The following is a 14,864-nucleotide window of genomic DNA, read 5'->3' on the forward strand; positions in this document are numbered from 1 at the left end:
GACGATAATTGTCAACAATATTTATTCAATCACCAACTGTACCAAATCTGAAATATCAACCTTTGCTAGCAAGTCTTTGATAGATTGATTTAAAACAGGATGGACAAAATCAGGTGCAATATCAGATAAGGGCTGTAAAACAAAAGCTCGTTCTTGAATATAAGGGTGAGGAACAACTAAGTTCTCTTCATTGATGACCTCTTGTCCAAAAAATAAGATATCAATATCAATTGTTCTTGGTCCCCACTTCTCTTTTCGTTCACGTCCCAAATCTTGTTCAATCTGTTGACAGTAGGTTAATAAATCTTGAGCTGATAGTGCCGTCTCAAGCTCACAGCAAAGGTTGATAAAATCTGGTTGATCTTCTTTTCCCCATGCTGGTGTTTCATAAAACTCTGATAGACCGATGACCTTGCTCTCTGGAAGTGAGAGAAGACGTTCTAAGGTTTCAGATATAATACTAATACGTGCCCCTAGGTTACTTCCTAGACTGAGATAGACTTTAGTCACGTCGTTTTCTCTCCAATTCTACTCCAACTGAGCTATAGTGCCCATTAATAGGAGGGTTTTCTTTTTTTACAGCTAATTTAATTTTTTTTACTGGTGGAAAGTTATCAAATATATCTTGACAGATAGCACCTGCTAAACGTTCAATCAATTGATACTTCTCTTCCTCTACCTGTTTTTTTATGGTCTCAAAAACCATGCCATAATGAACGGTATCTTCTAAATGATCAGATAAAGAAGCCGCTGTCAAATCAACAGATAAGGTACAGTCCACTACAAAAATTTGTCCTAAGACTTGTTCTTCAGAAAATGCACCGTGATACCCATAAAAACGGCAATCCTTCAATCTAATTTTATCCATTGTTTACCTCAATTGTCCTAAAATAGACACAATATTTTTATTTTCAGCAACATTATGTACTCGAACCATTTGACAACCTTTACTAATGGCATAAGCAGACAAAGCAGCTGTGGCTTGATCTCTTTCCAAAGGCTTTGTCCCACCTCCAAGTAAAAAATCCACAACTCTTTTTCTCGATATACCAAATAAAACAGGATAGCCTAGTGCGACAATTTTATCTAAACCTTTCAGAAGCTGGATATTTTGCTCTGCATTTTTTGCAAAACCAAAACCTGGATCAATCCAAATATGCTCTTTCCTAACTCCTGTCTCTAAGGCGATTGTTGCTCTTTTTTTCAAGAAGGATACCACATCACTCACAACATTATCATAACGCTCTTCTTTTTGATGATGCATCAATATAATAGGAACATCAAATTCTGCTGCAAGAGATAACATCTCACCATCATACAATCCCGCCCAAACATCGTTAATAATATCAGCACCTGCTTCAAGAGCAGCTCTGGCCGTTGCTGTCTTATAAGTGTCTATACTAATCAAGCAATCAAAATTAGCTTTAATTGCTTTGATAATAGGAACAACTCGCTTAATTTCTACTTCTGCTGAGACAAATTCCGCACCTGGACGAGTGGATTCACCTCCTACATCAATCACTGTTGCACCATTCTCAAGCATTACTTTAACTTGTTCAAGTGCATTCTCAAGCAGATTATAGCAACCTCCATCAGAAAATGAATCTGGTGTAACATTTAATATTCCCATAATCGTTGCTTGGTTAAGAACCTCATACTTATCGTTTGACATAGAAAACTCCTAGTGATGAATCATCGATAAAATTTCACGACGTAAAACAGCATCCTCTTTGAAAACACCTTTTGCAACAGTTGTCACCGTTTTACTACCAGGTTTCTTAATTCCTCGCATGGTCATACACATATGCTCTGCTTCAACCATCACAAAAACACCATGAGGTGCCAAAGCACTTTCTAAAGAAGTAGCCACTTGATCAGTTAAACGCTCTTGAAGCTGTGGGCGCTTACTTGCAACCTCTACTGCGCGCGCTAATTTACTAAGACCCGTTACTTTACCACCGCTTGGGATATAGGCTACATGGGCATTACCATAAAAAGGGACCAAATGGTGTTCACACATCGAATAAAAAGGAATATCTTTTACCAAGACTACTTCATCATGTGCTTCTGAGAAAACAGCTGTAAATTGATCTTTTGGATCTTCATTTAAACCTGAAAACATCTCTTGATACATTTTAGCGACACGCTTTGGGGTATCAAGTAAACCTTCACGTTTGGGATCTTCACCCAAGGCTTCTAATAGTTGAAAAACAGCTTCTTCAACCTTTTTTTGATTTGACATATCCTCACCTAAACTTTTAATATCTTCCATTATATCTTATTTTTTAAGACTTTTCAAAAGGGTTTTTCTCACTTGGGCGATAAAATACAGGGAACCTGTGATCACATAGAGTTTTTCTTTCGAAGAGAGATCAATTTTATCTAACCATGCCATAATACTTTCTATTTTCCGATACTGACTAGGGTAGGACTCTAGAGGAAGGCTATTGGGGTAAGGGAAAGTTGTAACAGTTAGACTGTCAAAAGTAGCTAATTGCTCAAGCATATCTTCGACAGGCTTGGTATCAATAGCCGCAAACAAAATATGAACTTCCTTATTTTGGGCATACCTTTTTAGCACATCCACTAAAACAGAAACACTCTCACGATTATGAGCACCGTCAATCATTAAATTTGGTGTAATAAATTCTGTACGACCAGCCCAAACACTGTGCTCTAAGGCTGTCTGAATTTGTCTATTGTTCAACTTCGGGTAAACCTCCTTTAATAGAAGTGCCGTCATTAAAGCAAGGCTAGCATTTTCCATTTGGTGCTTGCCGATCATAGAGAGTTCAATATTTGAAAATTGTTCTGTTTGATAGTTAAAGGAAAAGGAGTTTGCTGATAAGGAAACTTGAAAAGCCTCTCCAAGTTGATAGAGGGTACTTCCTGTTTGCGCAGCTTTTTCTCGAAAAACGGAAGTAACATCAGGTCGTTTGCTAGAAAAAATCAAGGGAACACCTGATTTTAAGACACCGACTTTTTCTTTTGCAATGGCTTCATAGGTGTCTCCTAAAATATTTTGATGATCCAATCCAATAGAGGGACAAACAACAGCTAAAGGAGTCAAAACATTGGTTGAATCATGCAGTCCACCTAAGCCAGCTTCGATAAAAGCGATATCAACAGGATGCAAAAATCCAAAATAGGTTAACATTAAAAGGGTAATCACTTCGAACTCAGTAGCTGCTTCTAGCTCCGTTTCAAGTGGCAAGCGTTCTACGACAGGCATAACCAGATCCACCAGAGTACAAAAATCCCGTTTAGAAATCATATGCCCATTCAGCGAAATCCGCTCTCTAAAATCAATCAGATAAGGCGAAGTAAAGCTCCCAACTTCGTAACCTGCCTCAGAAAAAATATGTTGCAGATAACTCACCGTTGACCCTTTTCCATTTGTCCCAACGATATGCACTGCTTTTATTTTCTCTTGAGGGTTTCCTAATTCGCTTAATAACCATTGCATCCGCTCTAAACCTGGTTTGATGCCAAATTTTAGCTTTCCTTGAACCCAGGCCAAAGCCTCTTCATAAGTCATGATATCGCCTCCAAGATTATGATTTTTTTATTATAGCATAAAGAATGAACGAGAGTGAAATTCAATAGCATTTGTTTACATAATTTTAATTATGTATCATGTGATCTGTATCTCATAAAGTCCCCTAACAGCATTACAAAGATAAATCCGCTCTGCTTTTGCCAAATCATCAAGAGTAAGGATTTTTTCTTTGACCCTTCCTTCTGCTACTAGCATCTGTCGATAGATCCCATCTAAAATACCAAACTCTAGACTAGGGGTGTACAAGTTTTCTTCTAATTCTAAGACGAGATTACCAATGGAAGCTTCAAGTAAAACACCATCTTCAGTGATAAATATCTGTTCACACAAAGAAGTAGGAATATGTGGTCGGTAAGTCGTTTTAAAATGTGTAAAGGCTGAGTCAGCAGCTTTTTTATCCCGCACCACAAGGTTTGCTCTTAGATAATCTTTGGATAAAGGAGTGAGAACCTCTACTTCTAAAGTAAACTCACCTTTTTTATTTAACTGGATGCGCAGACGGTACTCTTTTGAATGCTCTAAAGGGGCTAAAGTTTGTTGTAACTTCTCTTTTAAAATTTCTTTTTGAAAAGGATAAGCAAAATAACGTGCTGATGCTTCCAGTCTATTAAAATGTTCCTGTTCAAAAAGAAGCTGTCCCTGCTTGATTTTTCCAGTGGTCAGTAGGTTAAATCGTGGTTGCTGACGATAAAGAACTGAGCTTTTTTGCTTCGTTTCTTCATACTCGCTTTTCCAATTACTATCCCATGTAATGCCTCCCCCAACACCGTAATACGCTTCCTGCCTTGTTAATTGAATAGTTCGAATAGCAACATTCCAAATACTATCACCGTTAGGAAGAGCGATCCCTATTGTCCCACAATAAACACCTCTTGGATTTGGCTCTAATTGGTTGATAATGGACATGGTTGAAATTTTAGGAGCACCAGTAATCGACCCACAGGGATAAAGTGACTGAAATAACTCATATAAATGACTATCTTTTTTTAATTCCCCCTCAATAGTTGAGGTCATCTGCCAGACAGTAGAGTATTGTTCAATTTGACAGAGTTTTGTCACTTGGACAGATCCTGTTTGACAAATTTTCCCCATATCATTGCGAAGTAAATCAACAATCATCATATTTTCCGCTCGATTTTTGGGATCTGCAGCTAACCAATCACAATTCTCTTGATCTTCTTTCAAGTTTTTCCCTCGCTTTAATGTTCCCTTCATAGGACGAGTGACCAGTTTTTGACCAGATTTTTTGAAAAAGAGTTCAGGACTCATTGAGATAATAGCTGTTTCATCATGTAAAACATAAGCGTTAAAGCCTGCCTCCTGCTCCACGACCATACGATTATAGATATCAAAACTATCTTCAAGTAATTCTTGCTTTAACTGGACAGTATAGTTAACTTGATAGGTGTCACCTTGTCGAATATGATGATGGATTCGATCAATGGCTTGATGATAGCTAACAGAATCTGTGAGCTCCCTCCAACTATTTGGCATAGCGACAGGGGAATAAGAAATAGGAATCTCCGACATCTCTACATGATCATGTACCGTGAAATAAGCATAGTATTCTCCTGCTAGATTAGTGGGATGGGTTTTAAGATGTTTATCAAAAAAAGCTGCCGCCTCATAAGAAAGGTAGCCAACGACATATAGCCCCTTTTTTTGATACTCTTCCACTTTCTCTAAGACGCTACCAACTTGTTGAATGTCTTTTGCAATCAACTCACAAATAGGATTTCTAAAAGAATAGCGTTTTTTTAACTCTTTAAAATCAATAACTGTTTTTTTATGCATAATTCAATAATTTACTCAAGTGTGGCAGAAAAACGCTGCCCTAATACAAAAATAGCAATAGCAAGCCAAATAAAAATAAAACCAATCCATTCTCCAAGGGATACTTTTTCATGAAAAATAAAGACCGCAATCATCAATTGCAGAGTGGGATTGATATATTGAATAAAACCAATAATATTTAATGGGGCACGCTTTACCGCCTCAGCAAACAAAAGTAAGGGAATTGCTGTGACAAGACCTGACAAAGCTAAAAGAACTTGTTGTTTAAGGCTAAAGGACCAAAAACTATTTGGAGCAAAAAATATTAGATAAGTAAGTGCTGCAGGGCAAATCAAACCAGCTTCTATCAGCATACCAATATCGCTAGGGAGAGCAACTTGCTTTTTTATCAAGCCATAAAAGGCAAAAGTTAGTGCTAAAACAAGAGTCACCATAGGGATGCTGCCAGTATTAACCATCAAAACAATAACACCTAACATAGCAACAAGAATCGCAAGAATAGTCACTCTAGATAAAGATTCTCTTAAGACAAGGTAAGCCAACAAAATAGAAATCAAAGGATTAACATAATACCCTAAGCTAGCTGCTGTTGCTTGCCCAGATCCAATCGCATAAATATAGACCAGCCAATTTGTTGGAACCAATAAGGCTGCAAGGGCCATTAAGAAAAATTCTTTTTTATGTAAAAATAATTGAGTAAGCTCACGCTTATAATACCGTGTTCTCCTTGACAAGACCATATAAATACTTATGGTTAAAACTGTAAAGACAATACGATAAGAAAAAATACTGTAGGCAGGTACATCTGACAATAATTTCCAAAAAAGGGATAGAAATCCCCATAACACATAGGTTCCTAATCCCAAAAGTATGCCTATATTAGTTTTTTTCAAGGCGAACTCCCTGTTTATCTACTTGCAAGATAACTGTTTCACCGTCTAGTTCAAGTGCTTTTATAGCTTGATAAATCTGCTTCTCTTTATCTTGAGGGGCTAGGACCATAATAGTTGGTCCTGCACCAGAAAGATAAGTTGCATAAGCTCCATTCTCATGACCGAGTTGTTTAATGGCTTTAAACTCTTTCACTAATGATTGGCGATAAGGTTCATGGAAATGGTCACCCTCAATCGCACGACCTGCCAGACTTAAATTTCCTGATAGCAATCCAGCAATAGCAACATTGGCAATAGAGGAAGCTGCCACAGCCTCTTTATAACTTAAGGAACTTGGTAAGACACCGCGGCTATCACTAGTTTTTAACTCATATGCTGGAATAAAGGCAATCAAACTGCTTTCTGGAAAATCTGCTACTACGGCATCTACTTTATCATCAACATAAGTTGAAATCACTAAATTACCAAAAATAGCGGGAGCAACATTATCTGGATGGCCCTCAATCTCTGTAGCCAAAAGCAATTTTTCTTGATCAGTTAGGTGAAGATTACCTAACTGATTCGCTAACTCGATTCCTGCTACGATAACCGAACTTGATGAGCCTAAACCACGCGCTAGAGGGATATCACTTTCCATCTGAATACGATAAGGTGGTAAGTCATTTTGAACACGAAGTGCCGTTTGAATCAACAAATTACGCTTATCAGATGGAATATCACCTAAATCATGTTGGATTTCCCATTCTGAGGCAGGTTCAAGTAAAGTAATCGATAAATATTTGGAAACGGCTAAGCCAACTGAATCAAAGCCTGGTCCTATATTAGCACTCGTTGCTGGTACTATAATTTTCATTTTACTTCCCCAAAACTTTAAATGAATTTAAAAGCTTAAAGTCTGCATCGGACTTTAATTTTTCTGTAATAGCAGCTAATTGTGTCTTGCTTAAGCGATGTGTGACAATGACAACCTGTGCTTCTTTACCATTTGATTTTTGTTGTAAAATTTGCTTAAATGAAGCATTCTCTTGGTTAAAAATTTCTGCTAAACGTAAAATTTGACCTTGTTGATCTGGTGTAATAATAGAGAAATAATAGTCGCTCTTAACATCTTCTGGATTAGCAAGAACAGCTGGGCGAGAATATTCATTGAAAGATTTACCAATATTGCCATCACTTAAACGGCGTGCAATACGCACAATATCAGCCACAACAGATGTTGCCGTTGGTTTTTGTCCTGCTCCTGGACCATAATACATTGACTCACCAATACCGATAGATTCTACGAAGACAGCATTCATAACACCATTGACACTTGCTAAAGGATGGTCTTTAGGTAAGAAAGTTGGAGATACCTCAGCTGAAATTCCTGATTCGGTTTCTTGAATATCGCCTACCAATTTAATCACATAACCTAATTGTTGAGCTACTGCCACATCATCTGGTGTAATAGTTGAAATTCCTTTGTGGCTAACAGCATCAAAATCAATAGCCATTCCAAACCCAAATTGGCTAAGAATAACGGCTTTGTAGGCTGCATCAATACCTTCGACATCATTTGTCGGATCACTTTCTGCATACCCTAGCTCTTGCGCTGTTTTCAAAGCATCCTCATAAGTCCAGCCCTCATCTACCATTTTAGTCATCATGAAGTTTGAAGTACCATTAAGGACGCCTAAAATACGTGTCACTTTATCTGATGTCAAAGAATTAGCTAATGTGCGAAGAATTGGGATTCCCCCAGCTACAGCTGCCTCATAGTAAAATGCGACACCTTGTTTGTTGGCAAGAGCGATTAATTCCGATCCGTGTACCGCAATCAAATCTTTATTTGCTGAAACAACATGCTTTTTAGATTCTAATGCTTTGGTGATAAAGGTCTTAGCAGGCTCAATACGTCCCATCAATTCCACAACAATGGTAATTTCTGGATCAGATAAAATCTCATCGACATTTGTGACAAAGTTATAGTGATTACCTGCTGACAACAGACGATCTTTTTCCGCTTCATCTTTTACCAATACCTTAGCGATCTCTAGTGTTTCTTTAGAAGCCGCAACAATCTTATCCTTGTTTTCTTCCAACAAGAATGGAATTCCACTTGCAACTGTTCCAAAGCCCAGCAAACCGATCTTAATAGCCATATTTATACTCCTTGTGAAATAACATTTTTTCTATTTTATCAAAAATTACTCTACTTTGCTATATCTAAAACCCAGATCGAGTTAATTTTCACTAGATTTTTCAAAAAATTCTAAAAATAACATTCGTTTATCATATTAAAATATGCTAAAATAAAATAAAGAGATTAATAAAGAGAGAGAATATGCTAAAATCTAAATTTTTCTGGATAAATACCCTGCTGTTAATCGCAAGTATTATTGTCATCGCACTGACACTAACGACTTATTTAAATCAAAACAAACAAACCTCTACTAGTCAAGTCGCAACTTCTTCGTCTTCAAAAGTGCCCCAAACTTCTACAACTGCATCAAGTCTGACATGGGAAAAACAAGAACAAGTTGTTCAAATTCCAATTTTAATGTATCACGCCATCCATGTCATGGATCCTTCTGAGACAGCTTCTGCTAACCTCATTGTTGCACCAGATGTGTTTGAAAGTCATATCAAGGCTTTGGTAGATCAAGGCTACTACTTTTTAACACCAGAGGAAGCTTATAAAGCACTCACCGAAAATAGCTTACCCAGTCAAAAAGTTGTTTGGATTACCTTTGATGATGGCAATGCTGATTTTTACACACAAGCCTATCCCATTTTAAAAAAATACGGTGTAAAGGCGACTAATCATATCATTACAGGTTTTGCTCAAGAAGGGCGTACCAGTAACCTTACCATCGAACAAATGAAAGAAATGAAAGAAAACGGTATTAGTTTCCAAAGCCATACTGTTAACCACCCTGATTTATCTACTAGTGATCATCAGACTCAAAATACTGAGCTTCAAGATTCTAAAACATTCTTAGATCAAGCATTGAACCAAGATACTATTGCTATTGCTTATCCTGCTGGACGCTATAACCAAGAAACACTTCAACTAAGTCAAAATTATTATCAATTAGCCACCACGACAAATGAAGGTTTGGCCAGTATCGAAGATGGTTTACTCAGCCTTGATCGCATCAGAATCTTACCTTCTACTACCGCAGACAACTTATTAACAACCATCACTTCCAAATAATAATGGTGCTAGGCTAATGCCCAGCACCATTATTATTTTTTACGCCATCGCTTGCCAATAAAGATAAGGTTGGTCAAAAAAATCAGTCCAAAAAAGGCAGCAAATAAAAAATTCCCTGAATATAAATTCTTTATCACACCTATTCCGTATAAAAAAAGAAAAAAGACTGTGGACCATAAAACCCACTTATCACTACTTCCATTATTGCCTTGTTGCATCATATCTCCTTTCACTTGTAAACTATTATATCACGCTCATTTAACGTTGTATAGGAAAGGATTAACTTTTCCAAGCTCTTTGGAATTGTCTAACAAATCCAGTGTGGTAATAAATAAAATAAGCTACGCCAGCTCCTAAAACAATTGCTAAAATATCAAAAGGAAGTTTTAACAAAGCATATTCTGGACTAGCATAGATAAAGGCACGTCCAATACCATAACCTACCAAATCAATAATAGATCCTATAAAAAGCGCTATTATGGTCCTTATCGGATTAATCGGTTTTGTTTTTTGACTAATGATAAGCGAAATAACAAGAACTTGTAAACTGTGAGTGACAAGTGTCACAAACATAGGAGCAGGATAAAAAAAGAAATCTCCTAAAAAAGAACCGATTCCCGCTATAATAACCGCTTGAACGGGTGGAAAAATGAGCCCTACTAAAAATATAACAATTCCATTAAAATAAAAATGCCCCCCAGGAACTGGAATTGAGAAAATACTCGCACTAAGAATAATAACGAGAGCCATAAAAAGAGATGAAATACTAAGCTGTTTTGTTGACATGATTTGTCCCCCTTAAATAAAATTCTTGAATTCAAGTTGGTAACTATTGTAAGAAAATTCAGTCTATTGTACAATAGACTAAAACATCATCTGTACGGGGACAAAATATGACAAGTATCTATCAAAACATTGTTAACCAACTCTCACATGCTATCTTATCAGGTCAATTCAAAAAAGGGGATAAACTGCCCTCTATTCGCCAACTCAGTAAAGATTATCACTGCAGTAAAGATACTGTCCAGCGTGCACTATTGGAGTTAAAATACCAAAATCTCATCTACCCTGTCAAAAAAAGCGGCTATTACGTCCTTGAAGATAACGAACCAGCACCAGACGTTTCACTTAAGCTCCAAGATTATAACAACAAAACCTATGATGATTTTAGACTATGCCTCGAAGAAACGTTAAAAGGGAGAAAAAATTACCTCTTTAACTATTACCATAGTCAAGCTGGACTTGAGGATTTACTCATATCCTTGGAAAACTATTTTAGCAATCAGACCATCTACACTAAAAAGGATCAAATTGTGATTACGGCTGGTAGCCAACAAGCTCTTTATATTTTGACACAGCTCGATTTTCCTAATCAGAAAAAAAAGATTTTGTTAGAGCAACCTACATATTACCGAATGAATGATATGGTGAAAGCACAAAATCTTCCCTTCACAACAATTTCTCGTGGCTTTGGGGGATTGAATCTTAAAGAGCTTGAAACGATTTTTAAAAATGATGATATTAAATTTTTTTATACCATCTCACGCTTTTCAAATCCACTTGGCCTTTCTTACTCATTAGAAGAAAAACAAGCTATACTAGACTTAGCTTATCGATATAATGTCTATATAGTAGAAGATGATTATATGGGAGATTTTTCCAGAACAAACGATCTCCCTCTGCATTACTATGATACCAGGGATCGTGTCATCTACCTTAAATCCTTCTCTATGTCTGTATTTCCAGCTTTACGATTAGGGGCTGTTGTCTTACCCAAGATAATTTTGAAAGCGTTTTTAGACTATAAAAGTTTGATTGATTACGACACTAATCTGATCATGCAAAAAGCTCTATCACTTTACTTGGATAATGGTATGTTTGATCAAAATCTTAAACGCCTACGCCAGTATTTTCAAAATGAAAAAAGAAAAGCTGAAACCTTATTAGATAAGATTCAAATTCCATTTCCTTACCATCTTTCTATAAAAACTATGGCTATAGAAGTGAGTAAGGAAAAAAAGTGGGACCTAAAGAAAAACTCTGCTTTTCAGTCTTTAACCAAGTCCTACCTAATTCCAACCGATCATCACTATTTGCAAATTCCCATAGATTCTAAACTAGAGCACTGTCTAGATAACCTAAAATAAACAAAGAAGCTGAGTTCAGTTTTCTCAGCTTCTTTGTTTATTTTAACTGTTCAAAATGTAAGTGAACTGCAATATGGTCCCCATAGCCATTACGTTCTAAGTCGCGCTGTAAACGATATGAAATATAATGTTCTGCAATATTGATAAATCCAGCATCTAACAATCGATACTCAACCATTGATTGAATCATGCTGATGGTAGGACGTTCTACTTTTGCTTCTTCTAAATCAATCACAACTTTTTTGGTCACTTGAGCCAAATCTTGACGCAACTTATCATCCAATACATAAACTGTCTGCGCTGCTTTTAAAATCGCTTGATAGATTTTATCTGGGTCAAAATTTGTCACCTGTCCATCACGTTTGATAATTTGCATAGGAACCTCCTTTGTGATTTTTCTAGCTTTCCTACCTCTATTATCATATATTGTAAGCGGTTTTGTCAAGTTAAAAAGCCTATAATCTCAAGTTTTCTTATCTTTTTTTGCAAATTTCTTGTAAATGAGGCACTATTTTCATCGCCCAAAGCGTTGATATCACTCCTTATCAACAAGTGATCTCTCTCCCCTTAGCTCAATCCAACTGTCAACGTATTTTTCCTGAAAAGCAACTGCTTCTTCTATCTCCTCTTTAGAAAAATGGCATCCCTCAGGTGTTACCACCTACATCATCTCTGCAATGGATAATGGCAATTAACTGACCTGGGTATTGAAAAACAGGTACTCTAACACTCATAATATAACCGTGGTGAATAGGATAGATCATATCTTTAAATTGAGAATAACGGCTTCCGATTGGTCAATCTATAGTGACAGTAACAAATTTATGTAACATTTTTATAATCTTTCTAGTCAATATCACCAAAAATAAGAAGAAAAAGTCCCCTCATTTCCAAAAGTATAGCTTTAAGCTAAATTGGAAATAAAGGGGACTCATCCTATTTATCGTATCCTTCACCTTAGGCCACAATAGTTATTAAAACCAATAAACATTTGAGTTGAGCTTAAGTTTGAATACAACATTTCTCCATTATTTTTAGTAATCAGGCCTTAAGACACCTGTGACATAGTGCTTAGGAGCACGATCCAACACAACATTGATAATACGGTCTGCTTCTTCGTAAGTGCAAGATACCAAGGGTAAACGTAAAGGACCAACATTAAATCCTTGATGATTAAGGACGGCTTTAACAGGTGCTGGGCTAGCAACAGAAAACAAAGCATTAACTTTAGGAAGGAAGCGGCGCTGAATTTGGGCAGCCTTTTTGATATCGTTAGCCTGGATAGCTTCAAACATTTCAAAAATTTCATCTCCATTTGTATGAGATGCAACGCTAATAACACCATCTGCTCCTAGGTTCATAGCATGGAAAGCTTCTCCATCTTCACCTGTAAAAATCAAAAAATCATCTGGTTTGTTCTCGATAAGATAAGCCATATTATCAAGATTGGTACATTCCTTAACACCAATAATATTAGGGTGTTGAGCTAAACGTAACATGGTTTCGGGAGCTACTTCCACTACAACACGGCCAGGAATATTATAGATAATAATAGGGAGATCGCTCGCATCAGCAATCGCTTTAAAATGTTGATAGAGTCCCTCTTGGGTTGGTTTGTTGTAATAAGGCGCAATGGCTAGACCAGCAGCAAATCCTCCAAACTCTGCTACTTCCTTAGCAAAATCGACAGAGTCACGAGTATCATTAGTTCCGACGCCAGCAATCAAAGGAACACGACCATCAACAATTTTTTGAACGGCCTTAAAAAGCTCTAATTCTTCATCGTGAGTCAAAGTTGGGCTCTCGGCTGTTGTTCCAGCTAGGAGTAACCCTTCTGTATGATGAGCTAAAAGATGCTCAATTAACTTTGGTAAAGCCTCAAAATTAATTGAACCATCTGGATGAAACGGCGTGATAAGAGCTGTAATAATCTTTACATTTCTTAATTGTTCAATAGACATAGTGCTTCCTTTCTAACACAATATGACCAAGAGTTAGAGATATCCTTACTTCCATTTAGGATAAATCTTATTTCAATTCAAATTTTAATTCAGTGGTTGGACGTACTAATCCACGCTCGTGCAATGCTTCGGCAATTTGGACGGAATTCCAAGCCGCTCCTTTAAGTAAATTGTCAGAAACAACCCACATATGAATTCCTTTTTCTGCATCTAAATCTTTACGGATACGACCAACAAACGTCTCACGACGACCAACCGCATTTACTGCCTGCGGATAAACTTGATTAGCGACATCATCTTCAAGTACTGCTCCAGGGAAGTTTGCAATAGCTGCTTTCACTTCAGAAATTGGCGCAAGATCTTTTGTCTCAATATAAACAGACTCTGAATGACCAGATAAAACAGGAACACGGACACAAGTTGCTGACACTTTGATGCTGTCATCTTCCATAATTTTCTTTGTTTCCTTAGTCATCTTCATCTCTTCATAAGTGTAATCATTATCTGTGAAGAGATCAATTTGCGGAAGGGCATTAAATGCGATTGGATAGTGTTTTTTATCACCACCTGATGGTAAAATCTTAGCTGTTAAATGTTTTGGATCGACACCATCAACAACAGCCTCATGCAATTGACCTAGAGTTTCTTGGATAGCTGTTGCTCCAGCACCAGAAACGGCTTGATAAGTAGAAACAATAATACGGTCAAGTCCCCACTTTTGACGTACAGGCTCAAGCGCTACCATCATCTGGATGGTTGAGCAGTTAGGGCAGGCAATGATACCATTGTGATGATCCATAGCATGCGCATTAACCTCTGGAACTACCAAAGGAACGTCAGGATTTTGACGGAAATAAGAGGTATTATCAACCACTACAGCACCTGCTTTAACAGCATACGGAGCGAATTTTGCTGATGTTCCTCCACCTGCTGAGAATAAGGCGATATCAATACCTGCAAATGAATCCTCTGTTGTTTCTTCAACGGTGATATCTTGTCCTTTATATTGCAAGACCTTTCCTGCAGAACGGCTAGATGATAAAAGTCTAACCTTATCAATTGGAAGAGTTGACTCCTCTAACATTTTGATCATTTGTGTTCCAACGGCACCTGTTGCACCGACTACAGCTACTGTATATCCCATGTTCTTACACCTCTAATCACTAAATTAAATTGCGATTTCTTCACAATTTTCTAAAAATTTATACTATTGGCATATTATACTATTTTTTTTATGACTTGAAAAGCTATTCTCTACAAAAAATAGAAGAGCTTGTAAAATAAAGAATCAAAAAAAGCTAGGATAAATATCCT

The 14,864-nt window shown here is 37.0% G+C and carries 15 protein-coding genes; 2 read left to right on the plus strand and 13 right to left on the minus strand.

Translation table 11 applies throughout. The features are described 5' to 3' along the window. Window positions 1-21: 21 nt before the first annotated feature. From folK to ACQRDX_RS02035, 9 genes are all read right to left on the minus strand, one after another. A complete protein-coding gene (folK, locus tag ACQRDX_RS01995; protein ID WP_427893952.1) occupies window positions 22-510 on the minus strand; it encodes a 2-amino-4-hydroxy-6-hydroxymethyldihydropteridine diphosphokinase in 489 nt (162 codons plus the stop codon). Beyond that, the gene (gene folB / locus ACQRDX_RS02000; RefSeq protein WP_427893955.1) at window positions 503-868 is read right to left on the minus strand and encodes a dihydroneopterin aldolase; all 366 of its coding nucleotides are present in this window, start codon (window positions 866-868) and stop codon (window positions 503-505) included. Before folB ends, folK begins: the two co-directional genes overlap by 8 nt. A gap of 3 nt (window positions 869-871) precedes the next feature. Beyond that, entirely contained in the window at window positions 872-1,672 is an 801-nt protein-coding gene (gene folP, locus ACQRDX_RS02005) for a dihydropteroate synthase (protein WP_427893957.1), read from the minus strand. 9 nt (window positions 1,673-1,681) lie between these two features. Then, complete coding sequence (gene folE, locus ACQRDX_RS02010) at window positions 1,682-2,242, minus strand: GTP cyclohydrolase I FolE (protein WP_427893959.1); 561 nt, start codon at window positions 2,240-2,242, stop codon at window positions 1,682-1,684. A gap of 36 nt (window positions 2,243-2,278) precedes the next feature. After that, window positions 2,279-3,538, minus strand: coding sequence for a bifunctional folylpolyglutamate synthase/dihydrofolate synthase (locus ACQRDX_RS02015; protein WP_427893961.1), 1,260 nt, complete (start codon window positions 3,536-3,538; stop codon window positions 2,279-2,281). Window positions 3,539-3,634: 96 nt separating this feature from the next. After that, window positions 3,635-5,353 carry an aminodeoxychorismate synthase component I gene (gene pabB / locus ACQRDX_RS02020; protein WP_427893963.1) on the minus strand — a complete coding sequence of 573 codons (1,719 nt, stop codon included), beginning with the start codon at window positions 5,351-5,353 and terminating at the stop codon, window positions 3,635-3,637. Window positions 5,354-5,364: 11 nt separating this feature from the next. Then, a complete protein-coding gene (gene rarD, locus ACQRDX_RS02025; RefSeq protein WP_427893965.1) occupies window positions 5,365-6,246 on the minus strand; it encodes an EamA family transporter RarD in 882 nt (293 codons plus the stop codon). Continuing rightward, window positions 6,233-7,099 carry a homoserine kinase gene (gene thrB, locus ACQRDX_RS02030; RefSeq protein WP_427893967.1) on the minus strand — a complete coding sequence of 289 codons (867 nt, stop codon included), beginning with the start codon at window positions 7,097-7,099 and terminating at the stop codon, window positions 6,233-6,235. Before thrB ends, rarD begins: the two co-directional genes overlap by 14 nt. A gap of 1 nt (window position 7,100) precedes the next feature. Further along, window positions 7,101-8,387 (minus strand): homoserine dehydrogenase, encoded by a 1,287-nt coding sequence (locus ACQRDX_RS02035; protein WP_427893969.1) that lies wholly within the window; start codon window positions 8,385-8,387, stop codon window positions 7,101-7,103. Window positions 8,388-8,569: 182 nt separating this feature from the next. On the opposite strand from ACQRDX_RS02035, the gene ACQRDX_RS02040 reads away from it, so the two are divergent. Beyond that, on the plus strand, window positions 8,570-9,442 hold the full coding sequence (locus tag ACQRDX_RS02040) for a polysaccharide deacetylase family protein (protein WP_427893971.1): 873 nt from the start codon (window positions 8,570-8,572) through the stop codon (window positions 9,440-9,442). Window positions 9,443-9,721: 279 nt separating this feature from the next. On the opposite strand, the gene ACQRDX_RS02045 is transcribed toward ACQRDX_RS02040, so the two are convergent. After that, complete coding sequence (locus tag ACQRDX_RS02045; protein ID WP_427893975.1) at window positions 9,722-10,228, minus strand: ECF transporter S component; 507 nt, start codon at window positions 10,226-10,228, stop codon at window positions 9,722-9,724. A gap of 107 nt (window positions 10,229-10,335) precedes the next feature. Between ACQRDX_RS02045 and ACQRDX_RS02050 the strand changes: the two genes are divergently transcribed. Next, on the plus strand, window positions 10,336-11,589 hold the full coding sequence (locus tag ACQRDX_RS02050; protein ID WP_427893977.1) for a PLP-dependent aminotransferase family protein: 1,254 nt from the start codon (window positions 10,336-10,338) through the stop codon (window positions 11,587-11,589). Window positions 11,590-11,626: 37 nt separating this feature from the next. Here ACQRDX_RS02050 and ACQRDX_RS02055 read toward each other — a convergent pair whose 3' ends face one another. The 3 genes from ACQRDX_RS02055 to ACQRDX_RS02065 form a co-directional block, all read right to left on the minus strand. Continuing rightward, window positions 11,627-11,965 (minus strand): ATP cone domain-containing protein, encoded by a 339-nt coding sequence (locus ACQRDX_RS02055; protein WP_354367867.1) that lies wholly within the window; start codon window positions 11,963-11,965, stop codon window positions 11,627-11,629. A 658-nt stretch (window positions 11,966-12,623) separates the two neighbouring features. Further along, window positions 12,624-13,550: a 4-hydroxy-tetrahydrodipicolinate synthase gene (dapA, locus tag ACQRDX_RS02060; protein WP_354367869.1), complete on the minus strand. Its 927-nt coding sequence runs from the start codon at window positions 13,548-13,550 to the stop codon at window positions 12,624-12,626. A 67-nt stretch (window positions 13,551-13,617) separates the two neighbouring features. Further along, complete coding sequence (locus ACQRDX_RS02065; protein ID WP_427893980.1) at window positions 13,618-14,694, minus strand: aspartate-semialdehyde dehydrogenase; 1,077 nt, start codon at window positions 14,692-14,694, stop codon at window positions 13,618-13,620. Window positions 14,695-14,864 lie beyond the last annotated feature (170 nt).

This window comes from Streptococcus sp. SGI.013 (assembly GCF_050315295.1).
GTDB lineage: Bacteria > Bacillota > Bacilli > Lactobacillales > Streptococcaceae > Streptococcus > Streptococcus porcorum.